This is a genomic window from Microcoleus sp. Pol12B3, from assembly GCF_036701355.1.
In the GTDB taxonomy this organism is placed as follows: Bacteria; Cyanobacteriota; Cyanobacteriia; order Cyanobacteriales; family Microcoleaceae; genus Microcoleus.
In genome coordinates this window covers 132,564-148,398 of the sequence record NZ_JAUBQS010000002.1, presented here as the reverse complement: position 1 = coordinate 148,398, position 15,835 = coordinate 132,564, and the positions used below count along the sequence as shown (strand labels likewise).

General features: G+C 45.6%; 12 protein-coding genes. 6 read left to right on the top strand and 6 right to left on the bottom strand.

Going from position 1 to position 15,835, the window contains the following annotated elements; all coding sequences use genetic code 11:
* Positions 1 to 75 precede the first annotated feature (75 nt).
* Positions 76 to 345 (top strand): hypothetical protein, encoded by a 270-nt coding sequence (locus tag QUA53_RS01680; protein ID WP_333094548.1) that lies wholly within the window; start codon positions 76 to 78, stop codon positions 343 to 345.
* Positions 346 to 579: 234 nt separating this feature from the next.
* On the opposite strand, the gene QUA53_RS01675 is transcribed toward QUA53_RS01680, so the two are convergent.
* Complete coding sequence (locus tag QUA53_RS01675; protein WP_333248636.1) at positions 580 to 3,516, bottom strand: hypothetical protein; 2,937 nt, start codon at positions 3,514 to 3,516, stop codon at positions 580 to 582.
* Between the two features lie 168 nt (positions 3,517 to 3,684).
* Here QUA53_RS01675 and QUA53_RS01670 point away from each other — a divergent pair, with 168 nt between their 5' ends.
* The 3 genes from QUA53_RS01670 (at position 3,685) to QUA53_RS01660 (ending at position 7,943) form a co-directional block, all read left to right on the top strand.
* The gene (locus QUA53_RS01670; RefSeq protein WP_333094546.1) at positions 3,685 to 3,807 is read left to right on the top strand and encodes a hypothetical protein; all 123 of its coding nucleotides are present in this window, start codon (positions 3,685 to 3,687) and stop codon (positions 3,805 to 3,807) included.
* A gap of 4 nt (positions 3,808 to 3,811) precedes the next feature.
* On the top strand, positions 3,812 to 6,385 hold the full coding sequence (locus tag QUA53_RS01665; protein ID WP_333094545.1) for a M48 family metalloprotease: 2,574 nt from the start codon (positions 3,812 to 3,814) through the stop codon (positions 6,383 to 6,385).
* Positions 6,386 to 7,379: 994 nt separating this feature from the next.
* Positions 7,380 to 7,943, top strand: a complete 564-nt coding sequence (locus QUA53_RS01660; protein WP_333094544.1) for an RNA-binding protein — start codon at positions 7,380 to 7,382, stop codon at positions 7,941 to 7,943.
* Positions 7,944 to 8,410: 467 nt separating this feature from the next.
* Here QUA53_RS01660 and QUA53_RS01655 read toward each other — a convergent pair whose 3' ends face one another.
* Both QUA53_RS01655 and QUA53_RS01650 read right to left on the bottom strand, forming a co-directional pair.
* On the bottom strand, positions 8,411 to 9,418 hold the full coding sequence (locus tag QUA53_RS01655; protein WP_333094542.1) for a tellurite resistance TerB family protein: 1,008 nt from the start codon (positions 9,416 to 9,418) through the stop codon (positions 8,411 to 8,413).
* Between the two features lie 164 nt (positions 9,419 to 9,582).
* A complete protein-coding gene (locus QUA53_RS01650; protein ID WP_333094541.1) occupies positions 9,583 to 10,014 on the bottom strand; it encodes a CHAT domain-containing protein in 432 nt (143 codons plus the stop codon).
* Here QUA53_RS01650 and QUA53_RS01645 point away from each other — a divergent pair.
* Positions 9,995 to 10,264, top strand: coding sequence for a hypothetical protein (locus QUA53_RS01645; RefSeq protein ID WP_333094540.1), 270 nt, complete (start codon positions 9,995 to 9,997; stop codon positions 10,262 to 10,264). The genes QUA53_RS01650 and QUA53_RS01645 overlap by 20 nt on opposite strands.
* A gap of 282 nt (positions 10,265 to 10,546) precedes the next feature.
* Here QUA53_RS01645 and QUA53_RS01640 read toward each other — a convergent pair whose 3' ends face one another.
* Both QUA53_RS01640 and QUA53_RS01635 read right to left on the bottom strand, forming a co-directional pair.
* Positions 10,547 to 11,500, bottom strand: coding sequence for a hypothetical protein (locus QUA53_RS01640; RefSeq protein WP_333094539.1), 954 nt, complete (start codon positions 11,498 to 11,500; stop codon positions 10,547 to 10,549).
* Positions 11,501 to 11,745: 245 nt separating this feature from the next.
* Positions 11,746 to 12,036 carry a hypothetical protein gene (locus tag QUA53_RS01635; protein WP_333094538.1) on the bottom strand — a complete coding sequence of 97 codons (291 nt, stop codon included), beginning with the start codon at positions 12,034 to 12,036 and terminating at the stop codon, positions 11,746 to 11,748.
* A gap of 476 nt (positions 12,037 to 12,512) precedes the next feature.
* On the opposite strand from QUA53_RS01635, the gene QUA53_RS01630 reads away from it, so the two are divergent.
* On the top strand, positions 12,513 to 13,622 hold the full coding sequence (locus tag QUA53_RS01630; protein WP_333094535.1) for a hypothetical protein: 1,110 nt from the start codon (positions 12,513 to 12,515) through the stop codon (positions 13,620 to 13,622).
* Positions 13,623 to 13,701: 79 nt separating this feature from the next.
* Here QUA53_RS01630 and QUA53_RS01625 read toward each other — a convergent pair whose 3' ends face one another.
* Complete coding sequence (locus QUA53_RS01625) at positions 13,702 to 15,771, bottom strand: AarF/ABC1/UbiB kinase family protein (RefSeq protein WP_333094533.1); 2,070 nt, start codon at positions 15,769 to 15,771, stop codon at positions 13,702 to 13,704.
* Between the last annotated feature and the right edge of the window lie 64 nt (positions 15,772 to 15,835).

Sequence of the window (15,835 nt, the reverse complement as noted above, 5' to 3'; positions counted from 1 at the left end):
CCTGCTATGTGTTGAAATGCGGGGCGGCTGGGTTTTTGGGTTTTTCTAGAAAACCCAAAACCAGGAGAACATATTATGTCACAGGAATTCGTGCCTGACGACAACTTGGACGATCGCCCAAATGACGACTCAGCAGCAGTATGCGAACAGGAAGTGGTGCTGTTAACGGTTGTCGGTTCGCAATCGGGTGTCAGGGAAACCATACTCACTTTGTACCGGCTGGGATTTGCAGAAGTTGGCGATTGGAGTCCCGTACAGCGTGCCGCTAATCCGAAGCAGGTGATGAGCGTGCTGATCCGTCGGAAGCGGGCTGAGGGTACACCGCCGAGACAATCTGCGCGGTAAGCTGCAAGGTTAAATAGCTAAATTCGAGGGCGGGCCTTTAACGGTCAGCCCTGAGTCCGGCAGTCCGGCAGGGTTTGAAACCCCTGCCTCAAAGCAAAAGTCCTCGCGATGAGGACTGAAGAATTCATTAGTCCTCTTTAGAGGCTTTTGCTATTAGCCAGGGAATTCATTCCCTGGCGGGCTTTCGGTTTAAGGAAGGGAATGAATGCCGCGTCTTTACTCATTTCGATCGAGCTAACTGCTGACAGTATCCTCACCCAAATTATCGATAAATTCTTGCAGCCAATCGCGGCTATTGCGAGTCCAATCGCGATTAGGAGCAATGGCTAAAGAGCGATCGAACATGGACAGCGCCTCTTGCCAATTCTTGAGTGCTTCCTGTCTCTCAAATAATTTTTCTTGCAAATCACCCAGACATCGCAGCGCATTTCCTTTGTTGGTGAGAGCAGCGATATAATCCGGTGCAATAAGTAAAACAGAATTCAAGGCTGCGAGCGCCTCAAAGCAAGACTGTTTTGCCGCCTCAAATTCACTTAGCTGTGCTTGCAATTTACCCAGGCTTAACAGCGCCTTCCCTTTGTTGTTGAGAACACCGAGATCATCCGGTGCAATAAGTAAAACAGAATTCAAGGCAGCGATGGCCTCAAAGTAAGACTGTTTTGCCGCCTCAAATTCACTTAGCTTTGCTTGCAATTCACCCAGACTTTGCAGCGCATTCCCTTTGTTGTGGAGAGCAGCGATATCATCCGGTGCAATAAGTAAAGCAGAATTACAGGCTGCGAGCGCTTCAAAGTAAGACTGTTTTGCCGCCTCAAATTCACTGAGCTTTGCTTGTAATTCACCCAGACTTCGCAGCGCATTCCCTTTGTTTTTGAGAGCAGCGATATCATCCGGTGCAATAAGTAAAGCAGAATTACAGGCTGCGAGCGCTTCAAAGTAAGACTGTTTTGCCGCCTCAAATTCACTTAGGATTGCTTGCAAATTACCCAGACGTAGTAGCGCAATCCCTTTGCTGTTGAGAGCACAGATAAAATCCGGTGCAATAAGTAAAGCAGAATTACAGGCTGCGATCGCCTCAAAGTAAGAAAGTTTTGCTGCCTCAAATTCACTGAGCTCTGCTTGCAATTTACCCAGACGTAGTAGCGCAATCCCTTTGCTGGCGAGAGCATTGATAAAATCCGGTGCAATAAGTAAACCAGAATTATAGGCTGCGAGCGCCTCAAAGTAAGACTGTTTTGCTGCCTCAAATTCACTTAGCTTTGCTTGCAATTTACCCAGACTTTGCAGCGCATTCCCTTTGTTGTTGAGAGCATTGATATCATCCGGTGCAATAAGTAAAGCAGAATTATAGGCTGCAACTGCCTCTAAATATTCTTGTTTTGCCTCTACATATCGAGCAAACTGAGCATAGTAATCTCCCTCCGATCGCGAAACTCTACCAAGCCAATAATCACTTTTAATCCACAACTCATCTCTAACTTCCAGCAGCGACTTGCATTCCCCATAGCGACTTTTTTCCAAAGCTTCATCAAACACCTCTTTCCATTCTTCTACACCTCGCTGCCAATCCAAGCGATTAGCATGAAAAATTGCCTCCGCCACATTCCCCACTTCTCGGTAATGCCGCTCTAAAATTTCATGAGCTTTGCGAGTTTTCGGATCGTCCCGATCGGCATCCAATCGTCGCAATAAATCGTGAATCCGATACCAGTTATCCCCCCGCTTCTGCGATTTCCACACAAAGGAAAAACCCGTCAACATCTCAAAATTTGCACTGCTTGCCTGGAAGTGGCAACCCGATCCCAATTTCACGTACAAATCTTCATCAAAAGCGCGGCTAGCACTCAGCGAATGCACGGCAGATCGCACTTCGCGATCGACATAACTGAGCAACCGATCTGTTAATTCCGCAGTCTTGTTTTCCAACTTCGGAATCCGCGCAAAATCCGACGGCAGCAACTCAATTCCCCGCCTTCTTTCTGCCAGCACCGCATCCGCGCACAAACCCAAATAAAACGGATGTACCTGCAAATTCTCCCAATAATCATCGGGATTGAGGCTGGCATATTTAATCACAGCATCTGCCAAATCTGCCTTGTCAATCTTCACTTTGTGCAAGTAATCCCTCGCATCATCCGGCGACAAATGCCACACCAATTGTGCATCTATATAATCTTCAGGAATCGGAAACCTCGACGCATTCGGCCACCGCAATTGCGTCACCGGACACTCTCGCCCCGCCACAACAACTACAATCCCCAATTTGTAATCCAAGGCCCTCAACAACCGCCGAAACCACTCATCTTGATACCAAAAAGTTGCGCCTTGAGAATTGCGTTTTTCATCCCACATTTTCTCATGAGTATCGAACAGCATCACGAGGCGATCGGGTTTATTTTTGCCAGCCATTGTCGCATTCAAATCCCCAGCGAACAATTTCGGCAAATAGTCGGTTAACTCAGTATCAATATCTAGACGGCGAATTTCCTCCGCCTTTTCATCGCTGACGCCCAAGCGATTTTGAATTAATTTCGTCGCCCGCTTGATGCCGCCCAATTTATCTATCCCTTTGAGCACCGCCACCGCTTGCGCCACCACCGGAAAATCTGCAAAAGTTTCAATTATAGGTACCACCAATTCCGCCACATCATCGGGGAAAAGTTGGTTGAGAGTTGCCTGTGATTCGCCTTTGTTCAGCAAATACCAAAAGCAAGCAAAGTCATAATTGGGAAATTTAAATTTATATTTTTTAGTGCCTGCTGCAATATTGCGCCGCAGCATCAGCAAGCCGTAAAATCTATCTTGCGGTTTATCTTCTTTAATCGGTATCAATCCGAAATCGTGCCTGACTGCGGGGATGGGAGTGTAGGTTTTAGCTGCTGCATAGCGGACGAAATTAGCAACTTCGGCGGCTTGCGAGTCAGGGAGTTCGCGCCATTTTTGCCACACCTCCGGTGCAAATCTTTTGCAGCAGTGAAACTCCAAGTGTTTTAGCAGCAATGACTTGCCGTTGCCTCCATCCCCGAAAAAATACAAAATTTGTTCTGGAGGCGGGTCTTCGTTTAAATAAAAGGCAAATCGGCGGGTAAATTCGTATCTGTCGGTGAAGAGTTGGAGTTTGCGATCGTCCCCGATTGATTCGCTTTCAAAATCTTCGTCGTCAATTGGCATAAGTGTGCGGGTGAGGTGTTAATTTAATTATAAGCAAAAATTAGATTGAATCGGCGATTGAAATCGCTTCTTGTCAAACAAAGTACGCCTTCGCGGACTAAGAGATAAAGGAAGTATTTAACCCGGATTTAGCATAAATCTTCAGTCTTCATAGCGAAGACTTTAACTTTGAGGCAGGGGTTTAAACTCCTGCCCGATCGCAACGATCGTGTGCTGGGAGTGGCCGAAAGTTTGACTATTAAGCGGTTTCAACCGCCGAAGAAACTGCAACAAATGGTGACAGAGAAATAGAGCTGTGTTAGAACAGCTATCGATCGACCACCCAAGCTATCTTAGAAAGGACGCTAGCGAAAGCACAGTCATGGCACCTCCCACTAATCCAAATCCGGCGGATTCATCTGCAAAACAGTCTCTAGAGGCTGGGCTAGCAGCTTTGAAACAGCAGGATTACCCCACCGCGATCGCCCTTTTAGAATCCGTTACCCAAACCGCCGCCAATCAGTCGTCGGGAATCCGCGCGCAGATGGGGTTAGTGGCTGCGTACAAAGCAACCGGTAATCGGAAAAAGGCGATCGCCCTGTGCTCTTCCCTCGCCAAAAGTCCCAACTCTCAAGTCAAAACTTGGGCCGATCGCGCTTTAACAGAATTAACCCCCCCTCGCCCCCCAAAACCACCGGCAAATAAACCAAAATCCCCAGAAACTCCCCCCGAAACAGGCTTTGTCGCCTTTGATGCCGGAACAAAATCGCCGAAAAAATCGATTGGGGGCGATGGCTTACGCCCCGCTTCGCTACGACCGACCGCAGATAAAAAAACAGGATTTTTACCTTTAGAGCCGACTGCCGCGCCTGGAAACGCCAAATCGCAACCGATTTCCCCGCCACCTCCATCCCCCACAAGCCCGACTTCTGAACTGGAAAACTCGACCGAAACTGCACCGGATACCGCAGAAATTAGCGGCGAAAATAGTTCCGGTTCCCCAACAGATATCCCCGGAGTCGCCAGCCCAGATACTTACCAACTCACTTGGCGCGAAGCAGGGCGCGCGAAAAGCCCGCGCCCCCTCAAACCGCTGAAGTTGCTGGAGTTTCGGCTGCAAGCCGTTGCAAGTGCGATCGCCCTATTTTTCCTAGCCCGGTTTATCCTGCAATTCCTGCTGACAAACACTAATTCTCTGTTGGTTCAGCTTTACATATTCAGTAGACTGCCTATTTTCGCGCCGATTCAGCTTTTTTACCGCGATCCAACTCCGTTTGTTCAGATGGTTTTTGGATTGCTTTTGGCCTCGTCTCCCTGGCTGATAGACGCGCTGCTGAAACTGTTTTGCGGCATCGAAACTCTGCGCGGGTCAGTTTTATCGAAGCACAGCAAGGAAGCTAGTCGGGTACTGCGAAGTTATTGTACCAAGCAAAATATGCCGGTGCCGGTGCTGAAACTCTTGCCGCTGAATGTTCCTGTAGCTTTCAGTTACGGCTGTTTGCCCCGTTTTGCTCGGATTGCTGTGAGTCGCGGGCTGTTGGAACAGTTGACGGATGATGAAATTGCCACTATTTTCGCCCGGGAGTTGGGCCATATCTCTCACTGGGATTTTGCGCCGATGTCGCTGGCGCTGCTGGTGATTCAGATTCCTTACCTGATTTATTGGCAGGTGGCGCACTGGCAAGAGCGGTTGTGTGATTTAATGACGATCGAGTTTTTGCGTTCTGCTGTCAAATTTGTGGCCGCTGCAATTTCTGCTATTAGTTACGGGATTTATAAGTTGTTGCGCTGGCCGATGTTGTGGCTGTCGCGCCGCCGAGTATATTTTAGCGATCGCACTGTTGCGGAAATTACGGGTAATCCTAACGGTTTGACGCGGGCATTGTCTAAAATTGCGATCGGCATTGCTGATAATATCGAGCAGCAAAAACAAACTAGCTTTTTCCTGGAAAGTTTCGATCTATTGTTACCTGTAGGCGTTGGACAAGCTGTAACCCTTGGTTCTGCTGCATTACACGCGCCGCTAGAACAGATTTTGCTGTGGGATGTCAGCAATCGCGAACGCAATTGGTTGACGGTTAACCGCGCGCATCCTTTGCTGGGAGAGCGTTTGAAGCTGTTGGCTCTTTATGCTCAATTCTGGAAGCTAGAGACAGAGTTAGATTTGGCAAACGCGGGAGTGCAAGAACAACCCCGCAAAGGAAAATTATCTCTGTTTAAGTCAATACTCGAATTTAAAGATTCAAAACTATTTTTACAGGGTGCGCCGTTTTTTGGAATTCCGATGAGTTTGGCGATAGTCGGGGTGCTTTGGCTGATTGGGGGGATTTTTTCGAGGACGAGTATTTGGCAGTTGGATTGGCTTTGGGGCGATCGATCGATTCTTTGGGGCTGTTTGCCGATCGGATTTAGCATCGGTACTTTGATGCGGATCAATTATTTCTTCCCGGACATTACACCGCGAGAAACCGCTTCGCCGAGTTTGCCGGAAATTTTGTCAAATCCCGATAGTTTGCCGCTGGATGCTGAACCGGTGCGGCTGGAAGGGCAACTTTTGGGTCGATCGGGTATGAGTAATTGGCTGGGACAAGATTTGATTTTGCAAACGGCGACAGGGTTGGTGAGGTTGCACTATGTTTCGAGGTTTGGCTACATTGGCTCTTTGTGGCCATTTTTGTTCAAAGAGACGACTCGCCCCAGCGATTTGATCGGAACATCTGTTGTGGCGACTGGTTGGCTGCGCCGGGGTGCTACTGTGGCGATCGACCTTGAAAGTCTCCGCAGTCAAGGAGGGAAAGTCAGTGACAGCGGACATCCGATTTGGTCGGCGATTTTGGCTTTTGCTGCTGCTTTTTGGGGCGCATACATCATTATCCAGGGCCCTAGGTGAGGAATAACGATCGGATTGTGGCGTGAGTCGCCAACAACGCGCATCCTCGTTCGGTTTTGAGTTAAACAGGGGATTGGCGATCGGATTCTGAAGTTGCTCCCTACGCACCCTACAGTCTATCCCTTACATCCGTTAAATCCGTTACATCCGTTACAAAATCTGTTGCCGAACTTGCCTCTTCCTTCGTAAAGAAAAGTTGCTTTTTTGCCAGCAGCCTGTTACATTAGTTTACAGGAATTAAATTGAACGAAACAGCGCGATAACTTCAGTTGGCTAAAATCCCTTAAGGCATTGCGTAAAAATTGTCAACATCCCAACACAGCAAGTACAGCCAGCCGCTTGTCGGCTGTTTTTTTTCGACCGCTATTTTTGCTGGGCGGGATGAATTCTCAAAAGTGATTCAGATGTGGTTTCCGTTAAATTCAGACTGAAATCTTCCTAAATAACTAGCTCTGTTACCAAGGCTGTGATACCTTTAAAGAATGCTCGGACTCTGCCGGGCCTGATTTAAGGGATAGCGGGTAAGTGAGTAGTTCTCAGCATTAGGAGCGACATTAGGAGCGAGGTAAGATTACTGGCTGAAAAAATGTTAGCCATTTTATCCATCACTGTATTAAACTGAATACTGGCATTCCGATCGCTTGCAATTGACATCCTTGGACATAAATTTCTAGACGGCGCTGGCTATAAACATTCTGAATCAAAACCGGAAGCAAGTAATACAGAATAGCCAATAGCCTAAACATTTGAGTGATGACTAAAAGTTTACACAACAACCTGAGATTTAAAAGCTCTCTGCATCGGCGGTTAAGTTCCGGCCTTATCAGAGTAAATCATCTTTTTGTTCTAAAAGGTGGGGGGAGCTGTCAAGGTTGGTGGGAGGAATGCGCCAATTCTCGGGTTATGTGCTGTTTGTCTGAAGTCAATATTCAGTTGACTTCAGGTGATTCTGTTCGAGCAAATTAATTAAAATCCAAGTCGGGAGGAATTTTTCATGTCTATTCGTCTTTATGTTGGCAATCTACCGAAGGAACTCGATCGCCAAGAATTGCAAGAAGTTTTTGCGCCGGAGGGCGAATCTGTTACCACCAAGGTAATTACAGACCGCAAAACTGGAAAATGCAGAGGATTCGGTTTTGTGACGGTGCTAACCGACGAACAAGCCGACCAAGTTATTGAGAAATACAACGGCTTGATGTTCAAAGAAAACCCGCTGAAAATAGAGAAGGCATTGCCGCGCTCTAAGGGTAAATCAGAGAAGGGCGAAGACGATCAGCAGCAGTCGCCGCAGTCACCGCAATTGGTGTCGGCGTCTGCGTCTGTGCCTATGCCTGTACCTGCGCCGCAGCAACAGCAGCGCTCGGCTCCCCCTACCCAAGGTGGAGGCGGTTCCAGCAAAAGCAATCGTCGTCGGGGTGACAACAACAAGTCTCGCCGCAATCAGTCAGCAGCAACGGTGTCGAGCGCTGATTCCGGCTCAGTGCAGCCAGATCCGCGCTGGGCGAGTGCTCTGGAAGAACTCAAGCAAAGATTGGTGGAAGCTCAGACTACTAATTAGTCGCAAATGGCGGCTAATTGCTGCTGCCTCTCGACTGTGGTTGACTGAATGTATCTGGAAGTGCGATCGAGAATCGGTCAAAAAAGCCTGTTGTCGATCGCACAATTTTATTGTAAAAACCTCTAAGGATCGTGAATTAAATAATTTGCATAAGCCTGTGGGATGGGCGTCTCGCCCGTCCTTTATAGACGGGCGAGACGCCCATCCCACAAGAATAATCACGCATTGCAGGTTATTTAATTCTTATTTCTAATATCTAGCGCAGTGCGGTAAAATAACCACGATCGCGCAAGTAGTGAGGATTTAATTCCTCCCTATAAAGATTTTGATTTTGGTCGATCGACCGGACACGATGTAATATCGTGAGAATGGTTGACAAAAAAACCCGGTTTCTGTGAAAATATAGAGTTGAGCAGCGAAACATCTAGAAAGAAACCAGGTTTTTAGCCCGTCTAAACAAGTCATCTTTATTCGATAGGCCCGAATTCGATTGTCTCAATAAACTCAAAAATCTTGTTCATAATTCCCTCAACTTCAGACTCCAGGGAACCCAACTCATTCCCCTCCTGATAAATTCGCTGACAGCTTACCGTGTAGCAAAAATCGTCAGCAATAAAAGCCATAAGTCCCCGGTAAGCATCCAACCGAGTCAGAGGGCCATCGTTTTTCTGCACGCTGATAGTTGCACCCCCAGGCAAATCTAAAACCACGAAATAAGCTTCTTCATCTTCTAAATATTCTGCGTGGAGTAACTTAGAATTGGGAACATTAGCAAGAATTGCCTGAGAAACAAAATTGTCGAGAAAAGACTTGAGATAAGCTTCCTCGCCAACCGACTCGATTGTTTCTTCAACTTCACCAGCAACAGGGAAATAATCAATTTTCAGCAAAACCCCAAAGTCGTCTGAAAATGCGACACAGCTTTCTTGCTCATCAATTTTACCACCTCGTTCCTCGTCAACTGGAATGGGAACGCTAAAATTGCCTTCCGGAGATACATACCATGCCCCATCGAAATCAGACTCTTCGCCCTCTACTTCGGAGTAAGCACCAATTACATCCTCAATAATTTCTGCAGCTTCCTCGTCTTCCACACCTAATGCTTGCTGGAATTCTTGGAGAAAAGCCTCGTGCTTCTGGGATATTTCGCCATCTGCGACAAACATTGCTGCGGTTATTGCAAAAGTATCCAAAACTAACTCATCTGGCATAGATTCCCAAGCAGTATTAAATAATGCTCCTAAACCGTCTTGGGCGACAATACCGTCGAATCTTTGAAACATTGCGGACATATCATCTTCCGAGTATTCAGCAAAGATTTCTGATTCCCAAAGTATGCTTTCTAAGATATCAGCATCCGTGTCAGGGGAATTTGCCTCTGCTGCCACAAATGCTACCGCTGCTACGGATTCTTCTAAAGTCAAGCTTGCTTCGGATTGGTCTTCTGAATTGAATATTTTATCAAACTTGGCCACAGGTTTTGCCCCGCTAGTGTTTAGTTTTGCTATTCATAGCAAATTTATGACATAAAAAGATAGTCGTCAGGGATACATTTAGTTTTTGCAAAATCCCACCAGTCAATGTGGGGTGCGTCTAGCCTTACACCTGACCACTGGTGAATATCCAATCTCCAATTAATTTACCAAGGACTGCCAATTATTGTGAATCCGGCCCAAAACTTTGGGTGAGAGAACTCTGCATTTGCTACTTGTGTAGCTTGAGTAAGGTCGATCGCGCCTGGAGTTCCCCGCAATTGACCGTTTTTAACTAAAATTTGTTTGTGGATCATTGCCAGTTGAGCTTTTCTGAGCGCTTCAGCTTTAATTGGCTGCGATCGCAAATGGCGGTAACATTCGGTCATCAGCGCTAAAGTGGCGACATCATTAAGGCTGTAAGGTCGATCGCCCTTAAATCCTATCGTCCTGGACGCATCCAAACCAAAAAAAACCAGGTTTTTTGCGGTTTTTGCTGTTAGTGAGCCAAATAACACGACTCCCGCGCCCGCCAATCTCAGCTTACAACCGTCAACAGCAGCGACTAATCCAGGTAGTTTGACAGTAAATTCTGCCAATACTATCCCCGACGATATCTTGCTAAATGGCGGTTCAATTCCAACGATGAACAGCTTTAGCGGCATCGATGATGACATTCTCATCTACGACTCTAACAGCTTGTTAACATCTTTAACCAGAGCTCAAACTCAGCCAATTCTGCCTTTGCAAGCCGCGAGTTTGAGTGGCGCGATCGCTCCTACTGCTAATACTTTTACTAAGGACAGCGGCCTCTTAATTACTCCTACTGCAAGTCCCAGAAACCACTAGCAAATAGCGATCTAACTGGCATTTCTAGCGTGAAGTAATTGTAGGTTTGGTTGAGGGCGATCGAATACATTAAAAACCCGGTTTCTTGAAGAAACCGGGTTTTTGCAGTTGTTGCGGTTTGTAATACCAAATCCGGGTTAGCTATTGTCGCGATCCATGGTATAGTGCGTCGCTCGTTCTAACGTTGCTGTTCAGAGGCTGCCAATAACCTTTCGTGCCTAACCCGATGACGTTGATTAGGCCGGGTGCAAGCGAGTTGTTATGCGGCGGAACTAGCAGGGTTTATGCCTTTGTTTTTAGTAGGGAAGCAATTTCAATCATTAATTTTCGGCGCTCTGGCTGCATATAATCAAGATTTGCTGACCAGTTCAAAATATTGATAATTTCTGCTGATTTACTGGGAGCAAATTGATTCTTTGTTACCACTCTTCTTAGCGCCAATAAAGCAGCGTATTGAGTGTAGGGCATCTCCATAATACCAACTGCTCTAGAAACTAACAAATTTATATAATCAGTTGATGTGTTCCACTCAACGTGCTTGTAAGCAGACAAACGCTCTCCCCCCTTCTGGCTATTTAGTCTTTCATGAACAGGAAAATTTATAACTTTAGGAATTAAAGTCCACATTGTTGAGGAAATTTCGTGCATTAATTTTGTGCGGTTACGTCCAGAGGGCATTTCATCTCTAACCCTATCGTAATAGCCAGCCAATTGATCTATCCGCTTCAATGCTTCCGTTGAATCTATATCGTTCGCAGGATCGACTAAAGCTATGGCCTCTCGATAGCGTCCCTCAAGCTGCTGCAGCGTTTCCTGAGATGTTAGATTTATAGCCCCAATATCGGATATTTTTTCTTCGTATTTTTCTGATGCTTCTTGAACACCATATTTTAGTTTTATTCTCAGTAGATTAGTCTCAATTTCCTCAATGCCTTGTTCGCGTAACCAATTTAAAGAACCTTGCACTTGCGGAATTTGAGAAAGAAACCAAGGAAGTAAAATAGGAATCCAAAAAAGAAAGAGAAGAAGTAAAGTTACCGATGTAACCTTTAATTCAACTGAAAAACTCCAAATGTTGCTGTTAACTTTATCCGATTTAAGAGAAATACTGAGTACGCTTAATATGATTAAGATAATGATAGTAATCGAGTATTTTTTTCTCAAAGAAGAGGAAAGACCCGAATTGATACTCAATCGCTCATCTTGATTAATCTTTCGATGATAATTTCTATTCATACAATACCACACCACACTTTGCGCTAGCGGTTTAACTTTGAACAATCTGAAGGCCTTCTACTCTACCTTAACTCAACCAATAAACCACCCCGATCGCCCTGTCGGTGAGAAAAAGTGACCTGATGTTGTAGAGACTTGTAAATGGTAAATTGTCGAGCTATAGGAAAGAGCGATCGCATTTGCAACCTTGACGACAGCTACAACTTATCGATCGTAGCAAGAAAGTCAGCGTTACAGTTGCGTGTCTATTTGTCACAATCCCAGAAATCACTTGCAGACACGCTCATGACACCACCAAATGAGACAGCAACGTTAGATCCAATGCGAATAAAAAGTCGAGCGTTTGGGTGCTTCTTGCTAAGGTTACGAGATGCTTGCAATCCAGTTTTATCGACTTCATAATCACCTGTTTCAATGTCGATGATGACCATCTTGCCGATGTTCTCTTCCACCTCGACCTTTTGGGGGATGTTGCTTTCGTACAATTGCTTTGCACGTCGTGCAACTTCTTCCCGGCTTAAAAGAATTACCTGCATATATTGACTCCCGATCGCTACGCTTTTCTGTGACTCCTTCTATGATAGCCCACGGACAAGCAGGGTGAACATTGCGGTTAATTCAGTAAATTTGTTTTATTTTCCCAAAAGCAACTCTAACCCATAATAAGATGTAACGGAAAAACCTATTACTCTTGTGACGATAAAAAAGAAAAACCGATGACTGAATATCAATTAACGCCCGCAAAGTACCACCACGTACAAGTAGTTGTTTCCCTAAACCGCGTTCATTTAGAAAACTATAAAACTCCTGATGCAGCATTAACAAATACTGCTAGAACGTTGCAGTCCACACCCAAGGTAAAAAACCCGGTTTCTTTCGTCGGAGTGCGTAAGTCCTGTACTGAATTAATCGCAAATGTAACGTCTTGTTACAAGTTACTTGACACCAGGAACTAAATCTATATCATGGCTGACTATAATTGGGTAAAAAATAAATTTGTAGGGGAAATTCCATGCAAAAACTAACTAGAATTTTATTCACTACAGCTTTAACTCTAAGTATCTTGTGTTCTCCCACAGCAGCTTTCGCCAAAGCAAAAATTCAGATCGCCATCCTTTTAGATTCTAGTAATAGCATGGATGGATTGATTGACCAGACTCGTACTCAACTTTGGCAAGTTGTTAATTTTTTAACTAAAGTAACCAAAGAAGGCCAAGTGCCAGAGTTAGAGGTTGCCCTCTACCATTATGGTAATGACACTTTACCTTCTTCGGAAGGTTTTGTGAGATTATTAACTGGATTTACTCCTGAATTAGATTTAGTTTCCGAAAAGCTATTTAGTATCAAAACCAACGGCGGTCAAGAATATGCTGGCTGGGTAATTCGTTCGGCAATGCAAGAATTAAACTGGAGTAAAAATCAGGAAGATTTTCGCGTGATTTTTATTGCGGGTAATGAACCCTTCGATCAAGGCCCAATAGTTTGGAATCAATCTGTCAATCTCGCTGTCAAAGGCGATACTCTCGTTAATACAATCTACTGTGGTTCAGCCGAAAGTCAGGAGCGACAACTTTGGGCATCAGGAGCAGAGTTAGCAAAAGGCAGTAGCTTCAACATTAATCAAAACCAACAAATTGTGGTAATTAAGTCCCCTTACGACGACGAAATTTCTACTTGGAATACTAAACTCAATCAAACCTACATTCCCTACGGTAAAGAAGGAAGAATAGGACAACAACGTCAGGCTGTTGAAGATAGTAATTCTGGCACAAGTTTTGCTTCGCGTAGTGCCTCCAAAGCTTCTGAATACTATGATAATGCTTCTTGGGACTTGCTGGATGCTCTCGAAAACGGAACAGTTAAACTAGAAGCAATATCAGATGATAATTTACCAGAAATCATGCGAGGGATGACGCTAACAGAAAAAAGAGCATATGTAGCTGGAAAGAAAACAGAAAGAGAGGCGATTAAAAAGACCATCCGCGACTTATCTCAAAAGCGTGCAGCATATATTGAACAACAGCGCCAATCTAGTACCAATAGTGGGGAAAATACTCTTGATCGCGTAATTATTCAAAGTCTCCGTCAGCAATTAGCCGCTAAAGGATTCAAGCTTAATTAAAAGAACGCAGACGAAATTTCATCTGCGTTCATCTGTGTTTATCTGCTAATATCTGCGGTCAAAAAAACGCCCAATCCCACTACTTCGCAGCAGGTAAAGACAACTGAGGCGAAGTTTTAGCATAGCTTCCATTCACAGGAATCGCATCCGGTTCCTGCGAAAGCAAAAACTCACGAATTACCCTAGCAACTGCTCTTTGAGCTAAACCGCCGACTACTTTTTGGCCCATGTTCTGCACTTCCGGTTTCACCAACAACTGCGGAAGTAGCTGCAATACTTTCATCGTGTCAAAACCGGGAGTTGATTGCAAAATATCCCAAATCCGCTTGATGTGTTCTAAGTTTTTTTGTTCAGTTGGTGAAACCACAGGTTGATTTGCCTTGACTCCAAACCATTCGCCGACGACTGCTTTGGCGTTAGCAAAAGCATTGCTCGAAAGTGTGTCAAGACTTTTAACTAATTCGAGGACAATACGATCGCGAATGAAATCTCCTCTTTCGGAAAATAAATATTCTAAAGCTTGGTTCAAGATTTTGCTGACATCGTAATCGTCGCTCTCGCGGGCATTGTTGAGCAAGTTTTCTAAGCGGTTCCAGCGGAATTCGCCTTGTTTGAACAGCAAATCTTGCAGGGATGCTCTCAATTCCGGTGCGGGGTCGCTCAACAGCCGTTTTGCAACGTAAGGATAGGCTTTGCTCAACACTTTGAATTCGGGGTCAACGTTAATGGCAATCCCTTCTAACGTGACGAGCGATCGAATAATCAAAGCATAGTAAGCTGGAACCCGGAAAGGATATTCGTACATCACCGCCGAAAGCTCGTCAGTAATGCTTTTGAAATTGAGTTCGGCAACGCTAGCACCCAAAGCATTGTTAAACACGCGCGCCAAAGCGGGAATAATTGGCGTCAAATCCGTATCTGGCGTTAAAAACTCCAACTTCACGTAATCTTTTGCTAAACCTTCAAAGTCGCGGTTCACCAAATGCACCACAGCTTCCAACAAGCCGTACCGCTGATAAGGTTTAACTTCGCTCATCATCCCGAAATCGAGATAAGCTAATTGACCGTCAGGAGTTGCCAAAAGATTGCCGGGATGCGGGTCAGCGTGAAAGAAACCGTGTTCTAGGAGCTGTCTGAGAGAACACTGCACCCCCACTTCAATTAAGTAAGGAGCATCGATTCCTTGAGCTTTAACGGCTTCTAAATTCGTAAGTTTGATGCCGGTGATCCACTCCATTGTTAAGACGCGGCGGCGGGTATATTCCCAGTAGATGCTGGGAACATAAATGTCTTTGATGTGGCCGTAGAGTTTGGCAAAGCGTTCGGCATTTTGACCTTCGTGGGTGTAGTCCATTTCTTCGTAAATGCGCTCGCCCAACTCGTCCATAATGCTTGCGAGGTCACTGCGAATTATTTTGAAGTTGTTTTGTGCCCAAACTGCAACGCGCCGCAGGATGTAGATATCTAAGCCGATGTTTTCGGCTAAACCCGGTCGCTGGACTTTGATTGCGACTGTTTCCCCGGTTTTGAGTTTGCCTTTGTAGACTTGTCCGAGAGATGCTGCTGCGATCGGATCGGGGCTGATTTCTGCGTAGATGTCGTTGGGGTGGGCGCCCAATTCTTCTTGGATGAATTGATACGCTACTTCGTTCGGAAATGCTGGCAATTGGTCTTGCAGCGTTGTTAGTTCTTCTAAATATACTGGCGGTACTAAGTCGGGCCGTGTTGAGAGTGCTTGTCCGATTTTGATGAAAGCTGGGCCGAGTTGGGCCAGAATTTCTCGCAGTCGGACGGCGCGACGCTTTTGGTTGGTGGCGGTACGACCTGTTTTGCTGTCGAACCACACACTGAAGGCAAAGCTAAAAAATGTCCAAACAACGCTCGACAGCCTTCCCCAGACTTGTAGAGGTCGATTTCGGTACAGGGCTGCGATCGCAACTGGATCGTACCGAACAACATCTCCGGCCAACTCGAAAGCTATGTCTCTGGCTGATTTGAGCCGATCGTCCGTTACGACATCCGTCTCTAGTGATACTGGTACTGCTTGCAGGGGAGTTGTATTTGCATCTTGGAGATTGCCGAGTACAGCCTGAGTCCCTGAATTTACATAAGTTTGCGGGGAGGCTGGCGATACTGTCTTGACATTCATAAATCAGACCTAGTGTGAAGCATTGTAAATATATTGTAACAATTTAAGGAAGAAGACCCTTCTT

Bases quoted from the DNA above. Each gene is read 5' to 3' on its own strand.
- QUA53_RS01630 (WP_333094535.1), top strand. From the start codon at position 12,513: ATGCAAAAACTAACTAGAATTTTATTCACTACAGCTTTAACTCTAAGT.
- QUA53_RS01625 (WP_333094533.1), bottom strand. From the start codon at position 15,771: ATGAATGTCAAGACAGTATCGCCAGCCTCCCCGCAAACTTATGTAAAT.
- QUA53_RS01680 (WP_333094548.1), top strand. From the start codon at position 76: ATGTCACAGGAATTCGTGCCTGACGACAACTTGGACGATCGCCCAAAT.
- QUA53_RS01660 (WP_333094544.1), top strand. From the start codon at position 7,380: ATGTCTATTCGTCTTTATGTTGGCAATCTACCGAAGGAACTCGATCGC.
- QUA53_RS01635 (WP_333094538.1), bottom strand. From the start codon at position 12,036: ATGCAGGTAATTCTTTTAAGCCGGGAAGAAGTTGCACGACGTGCAAAG.
- QUA53_RS01675 (WP_333248636.1), bottom strand. From the start codon at position 3,516: ATGCCAATTGACGACGAAGATTTTGAAAGCGAATCAATCGGGGACGAT.
- QUA53_RS01640 (WP_333094539.1), bottom strand. From the start codon at position 11,500: ATGAATAGAAATTATCATCGAAAGATTAATCAAGATGAGCGATTGAGT.